The following is a 17,684-nucleotide window of genomic DNA, read 5'->3' as shown; positions in this document are numbered from 1 at the left end:
ACATGGCCGATTCCAATATCCCTAAAGAAATTACCAATAGCCTGAAAGGGATTTTCACCAATATCAACACCGAGCGCCTGACTGAAATTCTGGTGGCGCTGGTGCTGTGCTTCTTAGGCTTTCTGGTGGCACGGTTTGTCTCTAATGCCTTTATCCGCACCATTGGTAAACGCTTTAATGCGCATCAGAGTCTGGTCTGGCGTCGCGGGATTTTCTATTTTATTTTCCTGATTTTTGTGATGGCCAGCCTGAAAGAAGCCGGTTTTAAACTTAGTGTCTTCCTGGGTGCAGCCGGTATCTTAACCGTGGCGTTGGGTTTCGCGTCACAAACTTCGGCCTCCAACCTGATCAGCGGTCTGTTCCTGATTGGTGAAGGTTCCTTTGAAGTGGGTGACACCATCCAGATTACCCTCATTCGTGGTCATACCGTAGAAGGTGAAGTGATTTCGATTGACCTGCTCTCGGTAAAACTGCTCACCCAGGACAACGTGTATGTGCGTTTACCGAACGAACAGCTGATTCGGGCGCCGGTACACAACCTGTCCAAATTCCCGATCCGGCGGATTCCAATTACTCTGGCCATTAATTTTCATGAAGATATTATCAAGGTACGTGAAGTGCTGTTGGATGTGGCCAATAAATATCCGCTGGTGCTGGCCGATCCGAAACCTGCGGTGACGGTAACTGCCTTCCGAGAATCCTCAATTGAACTGCTGTTTGCGATCTGGTGCCAGCAGGAAAATTTCCTGCGAGTACGTGATGAAATGCAGGAACGGATTCGTAATGGCTTTGTCGATAACCAGATTGAAATTCCGGTACCGAAAATGGGCTTTGTCGATCATCCGCTGTCTCGACCGCTGGAAAATGCAGAGATTGATCAATATGCCAATGAAAAAGCCCTGAAACGTGAACCGGATTTAAAATAGATTTTTTAATATTAGCCTTCTCCACCAAGAGAAGGCTTTTTTCTATTCAGAGGGTGACCGTTCAACTGGCTGTTCTGGATCGGGCATTGGCGCAATATAGGCAATGATCAGCATCACCGCACCGGCGGCTAAAAAGGAAATCACCCGGGTTAAAGTGCCAATATGCGACAGATCAAACAGCACCAGCTTTAAGCTGACAACCACCAGAATACTGCCGCCCAGGACCCAGACCGAACGCAGCTGTTTGCGACTGGCCCAGCTCATGGTAACAAATGCCAGGCTGACCCAAAGTAAAGTCAAACTCAGTTGTACCGTGCCATTACGCCACAGCGCCAGTTCATTCAGCGGTGTACCCACATAGACATGCAAGCCACGCAGCACAATATAGCTACTCAGCCACAATAAACTCAGCACCATCAACACTGCGGCCATACTGCGGTCCAGCCCGGCCTTAACCTGTAACGACAGCATCCATAAAAAGCCGACCAGCATGGCGATGCTGACCAGATCAAAAGGATTTAAGATGGGCAGCAGATAGCCATGAAACGCCTGCTGGCTTAACAGCTGCGAACAGATCATCCAGGCCAGCATCAACAGCAAACTGCTTCGGGCCTGCCAGAACATCTGCCAGTCGGGCTGTGCCTGCCAGTAACACCAGCCGCAAAACAGCAGCGGTAAAATCACCATACTGATATACGGTTGCTGCGGTAATAAAGTCAGACTGGTCAGTAGCAGACTGAGTAAAGTACCGGCACTGACCCATTCTTTTTCGGTTCGTACACCTAAAAGCGGCCTTAACCAGAGCAGACTGAGGATGATGCCAGCTCCGGCAAACAACAGCCGCTCATTGAAAGATGCCCAGACAATACTACCCTGCTGCATCCGCAGCATGACAATTCCTGCCGCAAACAGCAGCAAGGGAACCAGGCCCGACCATTTGCTGAATAACCAGGCCACCCCGGCCTGTCGGCGTAACAGGATTTCATTCACAACCCAATAGGCCAGACTCAGGCTGAACAGGCTCAGCACCGCACTGAGCTCGCCGGACCATTCATCTTGGAGCAGCACCAGCAGCATGGTGGTCGCCAGCAACATCAGCAGACATTGAAAGCCAATCATACTGCTACTAAGTTGTTGCTGAAACTGCAGCCGGCTATTGGACAGCAACACCACGCCCACATAACTCAGGCACAATACCCAGAACATGGCGCGTGGAAATACAATCAGCTCCACCAGATAATACAGACTCGACAGTCCCGCCACGACCAGCAGGCCCATGGCCAGATACAGACTGATTTTGGACTGCCGCACCAGCCCCAACAGGAAAATCAGCAGGCCTTCAATGGCCCAGCCCATAACACTTTTTTCAGCTGGTAATAAAATCGGCGGAATTAAGGCCAGAAAAATTAAGGTCAGGCTTAAATAGCTGTGCGCAATTAGCTGTACCGTTTGATGGTGTCTGGACAATCGGTACAACACGGCGAACAGCAGTGCAAACAGCAGACTAAGCCCTGCCTGCCAGGCCGTATCCTGAAAATGCAGCACATATAAACTGCTATAGGCCAGCAACGGTGCAGCAAAAATCAGCCCAATATCCAGCGCCGGCTTGAGCTTAAACTTATCTAAGTCCTGCTGTGCCAATAACTGGCTAAAGCGGAAACCCAGCCAGATAAAGATAGCGGCATGTGCCAGAATCAACCCAGTCATCAGGTCGCGGTCAGCATCGCTGCCATGCACAAAGGCATAGCTGCCACCGACCAGCACGGTCATTAAAAAGGCAATCTGATTCAGAAACTTCCATGGCCGCAGGCTGCTGAGCACGGCCACCGCAATATTAATCACCAGATAATAGCTAATAAATTCAGGCGCAGTTGCATCACGTACCGGCAAGGTAAACGGCGCCAGATAGGCCATCCCCATGGCCATTAACGCCAGTTCAACCGACTGCTGTCTTAAACTCAGCCATAACGTCAGGCCCATTAGTAGCAGAAAATAGCCACTGGCAATCAGCAAGTTTGGAATTATTGCATTGTAATAGGCAAAGAATAAGGTCAGACACAAGGCTGCCAGCCCGAGCCCTTCCAGCCCCAGGGCAAAACTGCGATTGCGCTGCTGCAAGCGATAACCCAGTCCAGTCACGGCAGCACTACTCAGCGCGACCATGGCCAGTTTGGTGGCCAGGCTCAGCTGCCAATGTTCCGTGGCAAAACGCAGCAGCAGAATAATGCCGATCACCAGAATAGAAATCGCGGTTTTCAGCACCGGATTACCCTCAAAAATCCAGTGTTTGATTTGCTGGACTAAATTGGGAGCGGGCGCTGGTGCAGCTTCAGCTGTTGCACTAAACGGTAAAGGCGGTATGTCCGACTGTACCGAAGAAGCCGGCTGCGGCAAAAAATGCTGGGCCTGTTGAATCTGGCCCAAATACTGTTCCAGACGCCGCAGCCAGCGCAGAAAAAAGAAAATCCAAGCCGCAGCGCCAGCAGCAATCATCCAGCCCCAATCCAGCAGCCCACCGACCACGGCAATAATCGAGGAGAGATACAGCGGCACTTTGGAGGTGGCACGAAATGCAATTAACCTTTGTTCGCCTAGCGCCTGGGCCGGTTGCTGAATAGCATCGACATAGTGCATGACACTCATCAGCAGCGCAAAACCACAGACATAGGTCAGCAGTGGAAATGATAAAAACCACGCGCTGATGGCGACAATCATCAGGCTCATCAACCAGATCATGCGGATTTCGCTCTGCCCTCTCAGCATCTTGTTTTATTCCTTTATTAATTGTGCTGATCATACAACAACTTGCACAGTGCTTATTTTATATTCATCAGATATTCGGTAACCTGCATATACAATCATCACTCAGCGTGCGTGTGTAAAATCACGTACAATAAACAGGTTTTTTGGATTAGGAAACTTTCAATGCCACCATTTGTCTTGGTCGATGGGTCTTATTTTTTATTTCGTGCGTTTCACGCCTTACCCCCTTTAACCACGTCAACCGGTATACATACCAACGCCATCCGTGGGGCAATTTCCGCAATCCAGAAACTGATGCGCCGTACCCAGCCCACCCATATGGCGGTGATTTTTGATACCCCGGAACCAACCTTCCGTCACGAACTGTCACCCATTTATAAAGGTGACCGTCCAAGTATGCCAGATGAACTGTCACAGCAGATTCCTTATTTACACGCCTTAATTCGCGCACTGGGGATTCCTCTTTATATGCTGCCGGGTGCCGAAGCCGACGATATTATTGGCACGCTGGCCAAACGCGCCGAAGCCGAAGGTCATCAGGTGTTAATTTCCACCGGCGACAAAGACATGGCTCAGCTGGTGACCGACAAAGTTACGCTGGAAGACAGCTTCAAAGAGAAACCAATGGATGTGCAGGGTGTCTTTGAGAAATTTGGCGTCTGGCCGAATCAGATTGTTGATTATCTGACCCTGATGGGCGATGCCTCGGACGGGATTATGGGCGTACCGGGTGTGGGCGCTAAAACTGCCGCCAAACTGCTGACCGAATACGGCTCTTTAGGTGGCATTCTAGAAAATGTCGACAAGATTAAAGGACGCGTTGGCCAGAATATTAAAGACAATGTCGATGGCATTGCCATTGACCATCAGCTGGCCAGTATTGTCTGCGATCTGGACATGGGCCTGACCTTTTCAGATCTGAAACTGTGCGATCCGAATACCGAAGAATTGCGCCGTCTGTATACCGAACTGGAATTCCGGAACCAGCTGCAGTCGCTCGATCATCCGAACAACCCGAACAGCAACAGCTATAAACAGGTCAGCCAGGCCATTACTCAAACCCCAGCGACCGCAGAAGTTGCCACTGAAGATCAGGCCCAGCTCAGCAGCAGTGAAGATCAGTTAGGTGAAGCCACCTATCATACGGTGTTAAGCCCGGCAGACTGGGATGCGCTATTCCAGCGTTTAAGCACCGCCACACGTTTTGCTTTTGATACCGAAACCACCAGTCTGGATTATCGGATTGCCCAGATTGTCGGCTTCTCGGTGGCTTTTGATGCCACGGAAGCCTTCTATGTGCCTCTGGCGCATGACTATGCCGGCGCACCAGAACAGTTAAACCGTGAAGCAGTGCTGGCGCAGATCAAACCAATTCTGGAAAATCCAGCGGTTGAAAAAATTGGCCATCATTTAAAATATGATGCACATGTGCTGGAAAACCACGGTATTCACTTACAGGGCTGGTACTTTGACACCATGCTGGCCTCGTATGTCTTAAATTCTGTCGCCACCCGTCATGGGATGGATGATGTGGCGCGTCTGTATTTAAGTCACCTGACCACCACCTATGAACAGATTGCCGGTAAAGGCGCCAAACAGAAAACCTTTAACCAGATCGAGATTGAAACAGCCGCGCATTATGCCGCCGAAGATGCACATGTGACGTATCGCCTGTATGAAGTGCTGAATGAAAAGCTGCAGCGTCATCCGGAACTAAGCAATCTGCTGCATCATATTGAAATGCCGGTAGCACGCGTGCTAACCCAGATGGAAGAAAACGGCATCAAGCTGGATCTGAATTTCCTGGATCAGCTGGGCGTAGAATTCTCCAATACCATGCTGCAACTGGAACAGCAGATTATTGAACTGGCCGGCCAGCCGTTTAATGTCAGCTCGCCCAAACAGGTTGGCGAAATCCTGTTTGAAAAGCTGGGCATCAAAGGCGGCAAGAAAACTGCCACCGGCCAATACAGCACCAGTGAAAGTATTTTAGAAAAGATTGAGCACCCGATTGCCAGCCTGATTGTGGAATATCGCGGTCTGTCTAAACTGAAAAGTACCTATACCGATGGCTTACAAAAGCAGGCTAATAGCAGCAGCCATCGCGTGCATACCAGTTATCATCAGGCACTGACCGCAACAGGCCGTCTGTCTTCGACCGATCCGAACCTGCAAAATATTCCAGTGCGTATGGATATTGGCCGTCAAATTCGTAAAGCCTTTATTGCACCAGAAGGCCGCGTGTTACTGGCTGCCGACTATTCGCAAATTGAACTGCGTTTAATGGCGCATTTCTCGCAAGATGACGCGCTGGTTGATGCCTTCAATCATGGTCAGGATGTACACCGCCGTACCGCTGCAGAAGTGTTGAATATTGCCCTGGAAGATGTCACGCCGGATCAGCGTCGCCAGGCCAAAGCGGTTAACTTCGGCCTGTTATATGGTATGTCCGAATTTGGTCTGATCCGTCAATTGGGCTTTACCCGGGAAGAATCGCAGAACTATATCAAGCAATACTTCCAGCGTTATCCGGGCATTTATGAATATATGCAGCGCACCCGTCAGGTGGCTCTGGAACAAGGCTTTGTTGAAACCCTGACCGGCCGCCGTTTATATACCCCGGATATTGATGCCCGTAACATGATGGTGCGTAAAGCAGCAGAACGTGCAGCAATTAATGCGCCCTTACAAGGCTCTGCGGCAGATATTATTAAAATGGCCATGGTGGAGGTAGACAAAATGTTGCCACGCGATCAGGCCAAAATGCTACTGCAGGTACACGATGAACTGGTGTTTGAAGTGGATGCCGATGTCGCCGATGAACTGGCACCCAAACTGGCCGAAGTGATGCAGTCGGTGATTGAACTGTCTGTTCCGCTGGTGGTCGAAGTGGGTAAAGGCCAGAACTGGGATGAAGCACACTAAAGTCTTTCCACCTTCCTCCTCGGAGGAAGGCTGGGCTGAAGGTCATTTGCCTCTTGGGCGAAATATCAAGGTCTTCACCTCAAAACTTGAGCCATAAAAAAGGACTCAATTGAGTCCTTTTTTTCTTGAGCTGAATTTATTAGAAGCCGGTCAGCAAAACAATCGCCACCTGGTTCATCAGAATTTCAGCAATATATAACGCCAGAAATGCCAGAATTGGAGACAGGTCAATCATGCCCATATTCGGCATGATCCGGCGAAACGGCGCCAGTAAAGGTTCTGCCAGCTCCTGAATCACTTCAATATAAGGCCCGCGTGACTGGGTAAACATCACTACCCAACTTAAAATAATGGTGGCAAAAATCAGGTAACGACAGAAACGTAGCAGGTCCTGAATCATGGTCACAAAGGTGAGAATCAGCAGATGTACCGGGCCATTAGGCATCGCCCCGTTTAAATACATCATGCCGTAATTTTTCAGCAGATAAAGCACCACCAGCAGCGCCAATGCCGCCAGATTCACCCGGCCTTTTGCCACGGTCGGGAAAATACGGCTAAATACATCTACAATTTTCGTGGCCTTGATCGTAGACAACACCACCGGATTATAAGGACTCACCGCAGCCAGCTGCATGAGAAAACGGAAGAAGACGAGCAAAATCGCTACGTTAATGATGATGCCAAAAATTAGCGCAGAATTTGCACCCATACTTGAACGTTCCTAAAATTAAATACTTTATTTAATGCTGTCACTCAGCTCGGCAGCCAGTTCCTGACTGCGTGTTTTGGCAGCCGCCAACGCCGCCTGAATATTCTGCGACACTTGCGCACGGTCAAACACTTCCAACGCTGCCTGCGTGGTCCCGTTTGGAGAGGTCACGTTTTTACGCAGCTCTGCCGGGGTATTGGAACTGGTAATTGCCATTTGTGCCGCACCCAACGCAGTTTGCAAGGTTAAAGCCGTTGCCACTTTTTCATCCAGGCCCAAGTTTTTGCCGGCACGAATCATACTTTCCATCATATAGAAAAAGTAAGCCGGGCCAGAACCGGATACTGCCGTGACTGCATCAATTTGCGCTTCAGAGTTTACCCAAATTGTTAAACCCGTGGCAGCCAAAACCTGACTTGCCAATTCACGGTCTTTGCTATCGACCGCATCATGCGCATATAAACCATGCGCACCAGTTTGTACCAGTGCCGGGGTATTTGGCATCACCCGCACCACACGGTCGGTATCGAGCAATGCCGAAATGGTGGCAATTTCTGCACCGGCAACAATCGAAATCACCAGTTTGCCTTCAAACTGCCCTTTTAGCGGTTGCAGCACGCTGGCCAGCACCTGCGGTTTGACTGCGAACACCACAATATCGGCGTCACGAATGGCAGCCTGGTTGTCTTCGGTCACATGTACATCTTTTTCTTCAAGCAACAAACGGATTTTTTCGACCGGATCAGCAACTGTAATACGCGTTGAAGGCATGCCACGTGCAATCAGGCCACCAATTAAGGCCTGTGCCATATTTCCGCCACCAATAAAACTAATATTACAATTTAACACTGCACTCATGATTCACACTCTTGGTTGAGTTCTTTATAGTTAAGAGATTAAAGTCGGTTGCCAGCCATCCGGTTCGCAATAGGCAGAATCTGCCAGCCAAAACCCTTTTGGCGTGAAAACCCCTAGCATAACATTATCTCTGCTTAATATTTGAATTGTATGACGCTTCCAGGGAAAAATTTGTGCCTGCTGTATCGCCTTTTTTAATGGCCAGGCCCCGACACGTCCATGAAGATGGATTTTTTCTCCGCCCACTCGCGTACTTAAAGTCAATTCTTGTTGGAGTAATGCAAAAGACAAACCAACCTGATGCGGTGCATTCAACTGAAACTGTCCGGCTGGTAAATCTAGGGTTTGCCCCAACTGCCAGCACACCTGTTCCCGCGCAGGGATGGCCTGTTGACTGGCCAAATATTCCAGCTGAGGCAGACGGTAAATGACATTTTGATAGCGCACATAATAAAAGCCGTTGCAATGCAAAGCCGCTTGCGCATCGGCCCGGGCCTGAATCACTTCCTGCTGAATACGCTGCACCATGTCAAAACTTGGCCGGTACTGGCTGTCCCCTTTCATCCAGAACGACAGTAACTGGCGTTGCCGCGCCTCGGACAATTGCTGAATACGGTGTAAATCCAGATGCTCGGCATCGCCACAGTTGGCTAAATCCTGCAGCAATACTTCGGTCAGAATCTGCTCGGCATCCTGCATCAGCTGGCTGCTGCGGCAAATGCTTTGCTGCATTTTGGGAAAGCGCGCGTTTAACAGCGGCCACAACTGTTCCCGGCACCAGGCCCGGTCGTAGTGAATATCCTGATTGGTCGGATCTTGAATATGTGGAACCGAAAGCTGCTGGCACCAGCTCTGAATCTGCTCACGCGATAAAGCCAATAACGGCCGCCAGATTGACAGCTCAGAGCGTGAATCGAAAGTTTTCATGGCCACCAGGCCAGGAATACCGGCACCGGAAAACAGGCGCAATAACACTGTTTCTGCCTGATCCTGCTGATGATGGGCCAGTACCAATATCTCATTGGTTTGAATATGCTGCTGAAATGCCTGATAACGTGCGGCGCGTGCCTGCTGTTCCAGATTGCCTTCGGCGACCTGTACGGCTTGAATCATGCACGGAATATTGAAGGCCTGACAATGCTGCTGGACAAATTCGCCCCAGGCCTGGCTGGAAGACTGTAATTGATGATCAATATAAATGGCCCGGACTTTTTCCGGGCATAAAAACGCCATCAGATGCAGCAGCAGCATGGAATCCATGCCGCCACTACATCCGATGAGAAAATGCGTATCTTCTGGAAAAGACTGAATCTGGGTTAAGACGCCAGTCCTAAATTGTCGCTGCCAAACTTCATCAAACGCTGGTAACGTGCTTCGCATCGTTCTTGTGCATCCATCGGTTGCAATTCTTCTAGAGCCTGTTTTAACACGGCTTTTAAATCTTGCATGACTTTTTCTGGTTGCAAGTGAGCTCCCTCACCTTCATCAACCACATATTCAACAATGCCCATCTGCTGTAATTTTTCAGCAGTCAGTGCCAATGCTTCACTTGCTTGTTCTGCTTTTTCAGCAGTTTTCCACAAAATAGATGCACAGCCTTCTGGAGAAATTACTGAATAAATACTGTGAGATAACATCACCACACGGTCCGCCACACCAATACCCAAGGCACCGCCTGAACCACCCTCACCCAGAACTGTTGCCACGACCGGCACTTTCAGGTTCGATAATTGAGCAAGACTGGTAGCAATCGCTTCCGCCTGACCACGTTCTTCTGCACCCACACCCGGATAAGCACCCATGGTGTCAATAAAGGTAAAGACCGGCAGCTTGAAACGTTCTGCCATATCCAGCAAACGCTGTGCTTTACGGTAACCTTCCGGGTTACTCATGCCGAAATTGTGCTGCAATTTCTCGCGGGTACTGCGACCACGATGCTGGCCCACGACCATGACCGGCTGACCATCGAAGCGTGCCAAGCCACCCACCATTGCACCATCATCACCAAATAAACGGTCGCCGTGCAACGCATCAAATTCAGTGAAAATTTCGCCTACATAGTCCAGGAATTGCGGACGCTCTGGATGACGTGCAATTTGGACCGTTGTCCATGCTTTTGATTGAGCAGCTTTATTTTTCATAAGTCGACTGTTATCCCTAAATTAACCAAAACGTTAATCGACAAATTGTTCCGAATGAATTTTTAATTCAATGTCCCAATTCTTGAACTGCACTTGTTCATCGTGCAATTCAGCGACAAGCAATGGCCATTGTTTAGCATCACCCGAAACGCTGAGCTGCCATTGTTGCGCATTCTGAACACTCAATTCAATGGCAGGAAGCATCTGATCGCTACGACTATGATTGACTAAAACTGCTAGGCGTAGCAGCAGACATAAATGCATTAATTTATGGCCACCGACCTTGTTGACATCAATTTTATCGTCCTGACGCAGCTTGCGGCGATGATGCGCAACCAGATGCGACAGATGGTTTTGATCAATTTGTGAAAAGCCCGGAATATCCGAATGTTGTAATAAATAAGCACCATGACGATGATAGCCACCATGACTGATCGCCAGACCAATTTCATGTAAATAGGCCGCGCGGCGCAGTAAATCACTGTCATCGCTGGTCAATTTCAGCTCCGCGGCTACGCCTTCAAACAGGTACTGCGCGGTTTTGACCACACGTTCTGCCTGTTTCGGATCGGCGTTATAACGGCCCATCAGCGCCTGCACACTGCGGTCTCGGATATCTTCATGCTGGAAACGGCCCAGCAGGTCATACATTACGCCTTCACGTAAGGCACCATCGGAATAAACCAGTTTATCAATATCTAAAATATCAAAAACTGCATATAAAATCGCAATCCCGGCTGGCAAAACTGCTCGTCGATCTTCTTTTAAACCGTCAAAGTCCATTTCAGAGACATGCTTATATTTAAGCAGCTTATCTTTGAGTTTTTCCAGGCCCTCACGGGTCAGATTTTCCTGGGCATTGCTCCAGCCCATATTCACGGTAATCTGGCGACAGGCTTTAATGGTGCCACTTGAACCGACCACGGTATCCCAGCCGGCATTTTTATAGGTATTGGCAATGGTAGATAATTCTTTGCGTGCGGCAAACACGGCTTTGTCAAAACTTTTATGGTTAATTTCACCTTCGGCGAAAAAGGCTTTGGTATAGGCCACGCAGCCCATCTGTAAAGATTCGGTATGAATAGGTTCGAATTCTTCACCAATAATCAGCTCGGTTGAACCACCGCCAATATCAATCACCAGGCGGCGACCACTGTTTTCCATGGTGTGCGACACACCCAGATAAATTAAGCGGGCTTCTTCACGACCGGCAATAATTTCAATTGGTTTTGGCAAGATTTCTGCGGCTTTTTGAATAAACTCATGTCCGTTTTTGGCCTGGCGCAAGGCGTTGGTAGCAACAATACGTAAACGGTTCGGCTGTACAGCGCTTAAACGTCCAACAAAGCGTGCCAGACAGGCTAAACCGCGCTGCTGTGCGGCTTCGGTTAAATTTTTATTCTCATCTAAACCAGCGGCAAGCTGTACTTTTTCTGACATTGATGCCACTTTTTTTACTTCACCATGATCCACACGGGCAATGGCCAGGTGGAAGCTGTTCGACCCCATATCGATGGCTGCAAGTAACTCTTCATCAATTAAAAAATCAGACATTCTTCAAACAAACCTATACAGAATTGTGCCTAGAGTAATTCACATACATGCAATTTAAAAGCCATTTGTGCGCACATTTCGATGAGTATTTAAATTTTCGGCAGATGTGACAATTGTGTGACACGATCATCAGCATCGTGAGCATCAATTAGACAAATTCACAGGAAAGATCGAAAATTTACATATTCCTCTACATTGTTCTAGATGGCTATGTAATACTAATAAATATAGCTATCTATACAAAAATTCATTTGGAGCACATTCCATGTCTGGCAACATCGTAAACACAACGGATGCAAATTTCGAAGCAGACGTTCTTCAATCTGAAACACCTGTATTGGTTGACTTCTGGGCGGGCTGGTGTGCGCCTTGTAAGGCAATTGCGCCAGTACTTGAAGTTTTGGCGACTGAATATGAAGGCAAAGTTAAAATTGTGAAAGTTGACGTGACCGCTTGCGAACAAACTGCCGTGAACTACAACATCCGTAACATCCCTGCACTGTTGATGTTCAAAAATGGGGAAGTGGTTGCCCAGCAGATTGGTGCTGCACCAAAATCGAAACTGACTGCATTTATTGATGAAAACATCTAAATCCTGTCTGTTTAGAAAAATTAAAATACGCTATGTTTCATAGCGTATTTTTTTCGTCTATAAATTGACAAATCGGCGTTTCTCTCTTATATTGCTTGCTCAAGAAATAAAGGACTTCCCGTCCCGCCCGTTTCTTAAAAGACACAACACAAAAATGCCGCTCGGCAACAGAAATTGTTTTTTCACATTTTTCTCTGAAACAATTAATCAGTCCTCTGAATTGTTATTGTGCAAATACAATTGCGTTCGTTTTATTGCCTGCATGCGGTCAAATGTTGCTTCCCTTCCAACCTGTACCCCAGAATTTTTGATTCTATCTGATCACCTATGAATTTAACCGAACTCAAGAAAAAACCGATTGGCGAACTCATCAAGATTGCCGAGTTTATGGGCCTTGAAGGAATGGCTCGTAACCGTAAGCAAGACATTATTTTTGCCATCTTAAAACGTCATGCAATGAATGGCGAAGAGATTTTTGGTGATGGCGTGCTCGAAATTCTGTCAGATGGTTTTGGCTTCTTACGCTCTGCAGCAGGCTCTTATTTAGCCGGTCCTGACGATATCTATGTCAGCCCTTCGCAAATTCGTCGTTTTAACCTGCGTACCGGTGACACCATTACCGGCACCATTCGCCCACCAAAAGAAGGCGAACGTTATTTTGCCCTGTTAAAAGTTAACCAGATTAACTACGACACGCCAGAAAACTCGCGCAATAAAATCCTGTTTGAAAACCTGACCCCGCTGTTCCCAACCGAACAACTGGTCATGGAACTTGGTAACGGTACCACTGAAGATTTAACCGCGCGTGTGGTTGACTTGGTTGCGCCAATTGGTAAAGGCCAGCGTTCAATTATTGTAGCGCCGCCAAAAGCTGGTAAAACCATGTTATTACAAAACATCGCCCAGTCGATTGTACGTAATAACCCGGAAGTATTCCTGATTGTTCTGCTGATTGACGAACGTCCGGAAGAAGTGACCGAAATGGAACGTACCGTGCGTGGTGAAGTGGTTGCCTCAACCTTTGATGAATCTCCAGCCCGTCACGTACAAGTGGCTGAAATGGTAATTGAAAAAGCCAAGCGTCTGGTAGAACACAAAAAAGATGTGGTGATTCTGCTTGACTCGATTACCCGTTTAGCGCGTGCCTATAACACCGTGGTGCCATCTTCAGGTAAAGTCCTGACTGGTGGTGTCGATGCTCACGCACTGGAACGTCCAAAGCGTTTCTTTGGTGCCGCACGTAATATTGAAGAAGGCGGCTCACTGACCATCATCTCAACCGCGTTAATTGAAACCGGCAGCAAGATGGATGAAGTGATTTACGAAGAATTCAAAGGTACCGGTAACCAGGAAATTACGCTTGATCGTCGTATTGCCGAAAAACGCGTGTTCCCTGCCATGAACATCAAGAAATCAGGTACCCGTCGTGAAGAGCGCCTGATGTCTGAAGACAACCTGCGTAAGGTCTGGATTCTGCGTAAGCTGCTGCATACCCAAGATGAACTGGCAGCCATGGAATTCCTGCTGGATCGTATGAAAGAAACCAAAACCAATGACGAGTTCTTTGATCATATGAAGCGTAAAGCCAGCAACTAAGATCAAAACTTTTTAAAAAGGCCATCGTATAACGATGGCTTTTTTATTTCGGTTGACCATCTTTACATAAAGATACAATTGGACGTTTTCTGTGTAAACTTATTTTTAAGTAAATGATTATAAATAAGTATTTCAAAAAAACCCTATAGTTTTTAATGATTTAAATCGCCTTTCGCCAATATAAACTGAACTCTTGATTGTTATTTTCTGTTAAAAAACAACGCATTTTAGGGCTTTTTTCGGCTTTTTTTAGAGCAAGCTAGTAGTAATTAAAAAAACTCAGTGATAGCATATTCGCAGACCAGTTAGACTGCTCCTGCGTTGTTAGTGCCTAACAAAATTAGGAATAATAAAAGCATATAACAGGCTAACGTCGGTTTTTTTTAATCTCAATTTTTTAGAGAGTGATGCCATGTTATTCAAAAAAATCGCTATTGCTGCTGCAGTTGCTACTACTTTAGCTTTCGTTGGTTGTGCTAAAAAAACTGAAGAAGCTGCTGCTGACGCTAACCAAGCTGCATCTGAAGCTGTTGTAGCTGCTTCTGAAGCTGAAGCTGCTGCTGACGCTGCTGCTGTTGAAGCTGCTTCTGGCGCTGATGCTGCTGTAGACGCTGCTGCTGATGCTGCTGACACTGCTGCTGCTGCTGCTACTGACGCTGCTGATGCTGCTACTGATGCTGCTGATGCTGCTGTTGACGCTGCTGCTTCTGAAGCTCAATAATCTTAGATTATTGACAAAAAGAGAGCCTTTTGGCTCTCTTTTTTATTGTCTGAATATTTCTTACAACATCTCATCATCACATACAAGGAGCACGGTAATACCTGCCGTTAGAACCTCAGCCCTTACTTTTTTAGCAGCATAAAAAAAGCAGATCAATCGATCTGCTCATTTCCAACACGTTGGCGGAACTTCTGTCCGGCACGGAAGGTTACCACCCGGCGTGCAGAAATCGGAATTTCTTCACCCGTCTTCGGATTTCGGCCTGGACGTTGACGTTTATCACGCAACTCGAAGTTACCAAAACCTGAAAGTTTCACCTGCTCCCCAGAGATTAGCGCCTGGCTAATCTCATCGAAGAATAACTCGACCATTTGTTTCGCTTCACGACGGTTTAAACTCGTGAGCTCACTTAAATGATCAGCCATTTCTGCTTTTGTTAATGCTGTCATGAAGCCCTCAATGTCGCTTGATAAGTGTTTTCTAACACTTTTAGGATATTGTCCATACCTGATTTAATTTCAGCATCTTCAAGCGTACGTGTCGGATGTTGCCATAACAGTGCAAATGCCAATGAGCGTTTACCCGCTTCAACACCTTGACCAGTGTACACATCGAATAACCAGGTTGAATGCAGAAGCTCGCCGCCCGTTTGTTCGATAAGTTGCTGAATTTCGCTAACATTAATCTTATCACTAATTAAAAGCGCAATATCACGTCTTACCGACGGAAAACGTGATAATTCTGTAAAATTAGATACATAAGTTTGCAAAACAGCCTGCTGATCCAGTTCCGCCACCCAAGTGGTGCCCAAATCCAGTTCATTTTCCAGAGATGGATGCAAACGGCCCAAATAACCAATTGACTGACCATTGACCAGAATCTCTGCAGATTGGCCTGGATGCAACCAGCTACGCTCTGAGCGTACATATTCGACCTGTACACGACCTGCTGCCAGCAACTCTTCAACTTCACCTTTCAGGTCAAAGAAGTCCATGGCTTGTGGCTTGCCATGCCATGATTCTGCTGTTTTAGCGCCCACAGCAATCATTGCCAGGGTTGGAATCTGTTTCAGGTCATGAATTGAGGCTGCGTTCTGATAATCAAAACGTAAACCCAGTTCAAAGAAACGCACACGGCTTTGCTGACGGTTAATATTGTACTGTACGCAAGGAATCAGGCTCGACAGCAAGGTTGAACGCATCACCGCCAGATCGCTTGAAATCGGGTTCGCCAATGCCAGTGGGTTGACCGCTGCATTTAGCTGTTTTTCCAGTTTCAGGTCAGCAAAGCTAAAGCTGATTGCTTCCTGATAGCCCAAAGTCACTAGGGTTTGACGCAGCTGTGCCACTTCAAACTGATCCTGATACTTCGCCAGTTTGGTGTCAATCACCGGCAGGCTGATTTGAATATTGTCATAACCGTGAATACGCGCGACTTCTTCAATCAGGTCCTGGTAAATGGCCATGTCATAACGATGCGATGGCGGTACCACAGACCATTGACCTTGCGCTTTTACCGTCACTTCACAACCCAAGCGTGTTAAAGCATCGGTAATAAAGTCTGAATCTACGCTATAACCCAGCAGCTGATCGACCTGTGCCTGTTTCAGTTCAATCGCGTCACGTGTTGGCAATACTGCTGCATTTTCCGCCACCGTAATTGGGCCAAACTCACCGCCTGCAAGCTCAGAAATTAACTGAGAGGCACGGTGCATGGCGATCAATGGCAGTTCAAAATCCACACCACGCTCATAACGCTGAGAGGCATCGGTATGCAGGCCAAAACGGCGCGCACGACCGGCAATATGCAGCGGTGCAAAGAAAGCAGATTCCAGGAAGATTTCAGTGGTTTCATCGGTAACCGATGAAGACAGACCACCCATGATGCCGGCAATCGCCAGAGCTTTTTCATCATCGGCAATCACCATGACATCGTCTTGCAGTTCTACTTCTTGTTCATTCAATAGAACAAGTTTTTCACCCGCAGTCGCCTGACGCACCTGTACTGAACCTTGCACTTTTGCACCATCAAAGGCATGGAGTGGTTGACCCAGTTCCATCAAGACATAGTTGGTAATATCAACCAGAATGCTGTGCTGACGGATACCCGAACGTGCCAATGCGCGCTCCATCCATTCAGGCGTCGCGGCTTTGGTATTCACGTTCTTGATCACACGACCTAAATAACGTGGACAGCCTTCAGTAGATACAACCACTTTCTTTTCATCAGAAATGCTTGCAGCCACTTCTTGAATGTCAGGCGCAGTCACAGGCAGTTGGTTAATCACCCCAATTTCACGTGCGATCCCACGAATACTGAAACAATCACCACGGTTTGGCGTAATGCTGATGTCAATCACGTTGTCATCTAGGTCCAGATATTCACGGATGTTGACACCGACCGGTGCATCCACAGGAAGTTCTAATAGACCGTCGATTTTATCTTCTAAGTCAATTTCAGATGCACCGCAGAGCATGCCTTGTGATTCCACACCACGCAGTTTGCCTTTCTTGATTTTAAAATCGCCTGGTAATACTGCACCAATAGTTGCCACAGGTGCTTTCATACCTGCTCGTACGTTTGGCGCGCCGCAGACGATTTGTAAAGGCTCACCGGAACCAATGTTCACCGTCGTTACACGTAAACGGTCTGCATCTGGATGTTGTTCAACCGTCAGCACTTCACCAACCACTACACCAGTAAATGGTTTTGCAGCTGGAGATAAATCATCAACTTCCAAACCCAGCATGGTTAACTGGTCAGAAAGTTTTTCGCTATCGATGGCTGGGTTGACCCACGTGCGTAGCCAATTTTCGCTAATTTTCATTAATATAAAACCTGTAATTCAAATCTCTAAAATCCCCCTCTAACTCCCCCTTAAAAAAAGGGGGAGAACCCT

The 17,684-nt window shown here is 47.6% G+C and carries 13 protein-coding genes; 5 read left to right on the top strand and 8 right to left on the bottom strand.

The genetic code is table 11. The features are described 5' to 3' along the window. Nucleotides 1–2: 2 nt before the first annotated feature. The gene (locus GA693_RS00925; protein WP_016659510.1) at nt 3–926 is read left to right on the top strand and encodes a mechanosensitive ion channel family protein; all 924 of its coding nucleotides are present in this window, start codon (nt 3–5) and stop codon (nt 924–926) included. Nucleotides 927–968: 42 nt separating this feature from the next. Here GA693_RS00925 and GA693_RS00920 read toward each other — a convergent pair whose 3' ends face one another. Further along, the gene (locus GA693_RS00920; RefSeq protein WP_160241593.1) at nt 969–3,689 is read right to left on the bottom strand and encodes a DUF2339 domain-containing protein; all 2,721 of its coding nucleotides are present in this window, start codon (nt 3,687–3,689) and stop codon (nt 969–971) included. A gap of 162 nt (nt 3,690–3,851) precedes the next feature. On the opposite strand from GA693_RS00920, the gene polA reads away from it, so the two are divergent. Beyond that, nucleotides 3,852–6,614 carry a DNA polymerase I gene (gene polA / locus GA693_RS00915; RefSeq protein ID WP_160241594.1) on the top strand — a complete coding sequence of 921 codons (2,763 nt, stop codon included), beginning with the start codon at nt 3,852–3,854 and terminating at the stop codon, nt 6,612–6,614. 139 nt (nt 6,615–6,753) lie between these two features. On the opposite strand, the gene GA693_RS00910 is transcribed toward polA, so the two are convergent. Genes GA693_RS00910 through ppx form a run of 5 tightly spaced genes read right to left on the bottom strand, consistent with a single transcriptional unit; the run spans nt 6,754 to nt 11,876 of the window. Continuing rightward, complete coding sequence (locus GA693_RS00910) at nt 6,754–7,323, bottom strand: YggT family protein (protein ID WP_005182501.1); 570 nt, start codon at nt 7,321–7,323, stop codon at nt 6,754–6,756. 27 nt (nt 7,324–7,350) lie between these two features. Further along, the gene (gene proC / locus GA693_RS00905; protein WP_005182498.1) at nt 7,351–8,181 is read right to left on the bottom strand and encodes a pyrroline-5-carboxylate reductase; all 831 of its coding nucleotides are present in this window, start codon (nt 8,179–8,181) and stop codon (nt 7,351–7,353) included. Between the two features lie 30 nt (nt 8,182–8,211). After that, a complete protein-coding gene (gene tilS, locus GA693_RS00900) occupies nt 8,212–9,561 on the bottom strand; it encodes a tRNA lysidine(34) synthetase TilS (protein WP_160241595.1) in 1,350 nt (449 codons plus the stop codon). Then, nucleotides 9,498–10,322: an acetyl-CoA carboxylase carboxyltransferase subunit alpha gene (locus tag GA693_RS00895; protein WP_045795976.1), complete on the bottom strand. Its 825-nt coding sequence runs from the start codon at nt 10,320–10,322 to the stop codon at nt 9,498–9,500. The genes tilS and GA693_RS00895 overlap by 64 nt, the downstream gene beginning before the upstream one ends. 33 nt (nt 10,323–10,355) lie before the next feature. After that, nucleotides 10,356–11,876, bottom strand: a complete 1,521-nt coding sequence (gene ppx, locus GA693_RS00890) for an exopolyphosphatase (RefSeq protein WP_160241596.1) — start codon at nt 11,874–11,876, stop codon at nt 10,356–10,358. A 265-nt stretch (nt 11,877–12,141) separates the two neighbouring features. On the opposite strand from ppx, the gene trxA reads away from it, so the two are divergent. From trxA to GA693_RS00875, 3 genes are all read left to right on the top strand, one after another. Next, on the top strand, nt 12,142–12,468 hold the full coding sequence (gene trxA, locus GA693_RS00885; RefSeq protein WP_016659515.1) for a thioredoxin: 327 nt from the start codon (nt 12,142–12,144) through the stop codon (nt 12,466–12,468). Between the two features lie 327 nt (nt 12,469–12,795). Further along, nucleotides 12,796–14,064: a transcription termination factor Rho gene (gene rho, locus GA693_RS00880; protein ID WP_005182456.1), complete on the top strand. Its 1,269-nt coding sequence runs from the start codon at nt 12,796–12,798 to the stop codon at nt 14,062–14,064. 412 nt (nt 14,065–14,476) lie between these two features. After that, nucleotides 14,477–14,785 (top strand): hypothetical protein, encoded by a 309-nt coding sequence (locus GA693_RS00875; RefSeq protein WP_005182453.1) that lies wholly within the window; start codon nt 14,477–14,479, stop codon nt 14,783–14,785. A gap of 152 nt (nt 14,786–14,937) precedes the next feature. Here the strand turns inward: GA693_RS00875 and GA693_RS00870 are convergent, their stop codons facing one another. Together GA693_RS00870 and pheT are read right to left on the bottom strand one after the other, a co-directional pair. Next, a complete protein-coding gene (locus GA693_RS00870) occupies nt 14,938–15,234 on the bottom strand; it encodes an integration host factor subunit alpha (RefSeq protein ID WP_004649746.1) in 297 nt (98 codons plus the stop codon). Beyond that, complete coding sequence (gene pheT, locus GA693_RS00865; protein ID WP_160241597.1) at nt 15,231–17,612, bottom strand: phenylalanine--tRNA ligase subunit beta; 2,382 nt, start codon at nt 17,610–17,612, stop codon at nt 15,231–15,233. The genes GA693_RS00870 and pheT overlap by 4 nt, the downstream gene beginning before the upstream one ends. Nucleotides 17,613–17,684 lie beyond the last annotated feature (72 nt).

Source organism: Acinetobacter indicus (assembly GCF_009914475.1).
Taxonomy (GTDB): Bacteria; Pseudomonadota; Gammaproteobacteria; order Pseudomonadales; family Moraxellaceae; genus Acinetobacter; species Acinetobacter indicus.
The sequence above is the reverse complement of the archived record's forward strand: the minus strand, read 5'-3'. Positions and strand labels throughout refer to the sequence as shown.

Bases quoted from the DNA above. Each gene is read 5' to 3' on its own strand.
- GA693_RS00925 (WP_016659510.1), top strand. From the start codon at position 3: ATGGCCGATTCCAATATCCCTAAAGAAATTACCAATAGCCTGAAAGGG.
- GA693_RS00920 (WP_160241593.1), bottom strand. From the start codon at position 3,689: ATGCTGAGAGGGCAGAGCGAAATCCGCATGATCTGGTTGATGAGCCTG.
- polA (WP_160241594.1), top strand. From the start codon at position 3,852: ATGCCACCATTTGTCTTGGTCGATGGGTCTTATTTTTTATTTCGTGCG.
- GA693_RS00910 (WP_005182501.1), bottom strand. From the start codon at position 7,323: ATGGGTGCAAATTCTGCGCTAATTTTTGGCATCATCATTAACGTAGCG.
- proC (WP_005182498.1), bottom strand. From the start codon at position 8,181: ATGAGTGCAGTGTTAAATTGTAATATTAGTTTTATTGGTGGCGGAAAT.
- tilS (WP_160241595.1), bottom strand. From the start codon at position 9,561: ATGCGAAGCACGTTACCAGCGTTTGATGAAGTTTGGCAGCGACAATTT.
- GA693_RS00895 (WP_045795976.1), bottom strand. From the start codon at position 10,322: ATGAAAAATAAAGCTGCTCAATCAAAAGCATGGACAACGGTCCAAATT.
- ppx (WP_160241596.1), bottom strand. From the start codon at position 11,876: ATGTCTGATTTTTTAATTGATGAAGAGTTACTTGCAGCCATCGATATG.
- trxA (WP_016659515.1), top strand. From the start codon at position 12,142: ATGTCTGGCAACATCGTAAACACAACGGATGCAAATTTCGAAGCAGAC.
- rho (WP_005182456.1), top strand. From the start codon at position 12,796: ATGAATTTAACCGAACTCAAGAAAAAACCGATTGGCGAACTCATCAAG.
- GA693_RS00875 (WP_005182453.1), top strand. From the start codon at position 14,477: ATGTTATTCAAAAAAATCGCTATTGCTGCTGCAGTTGCTACTACTTTA.
- GA693_RS00870 (WP_004649746.1), bottom strand. From the start codon at position 15,234: ATGACAGCATTAACAAAAGCAGAAATGGCTGATCATTTAAGTGAGCTC.
- pheT (WP_160241597.1), bottom strand. From the start codon at position 17,612: ATGAAAATTAGCGAAAATTGGCTACGCACGTGGGTCAACCCAGCCATC.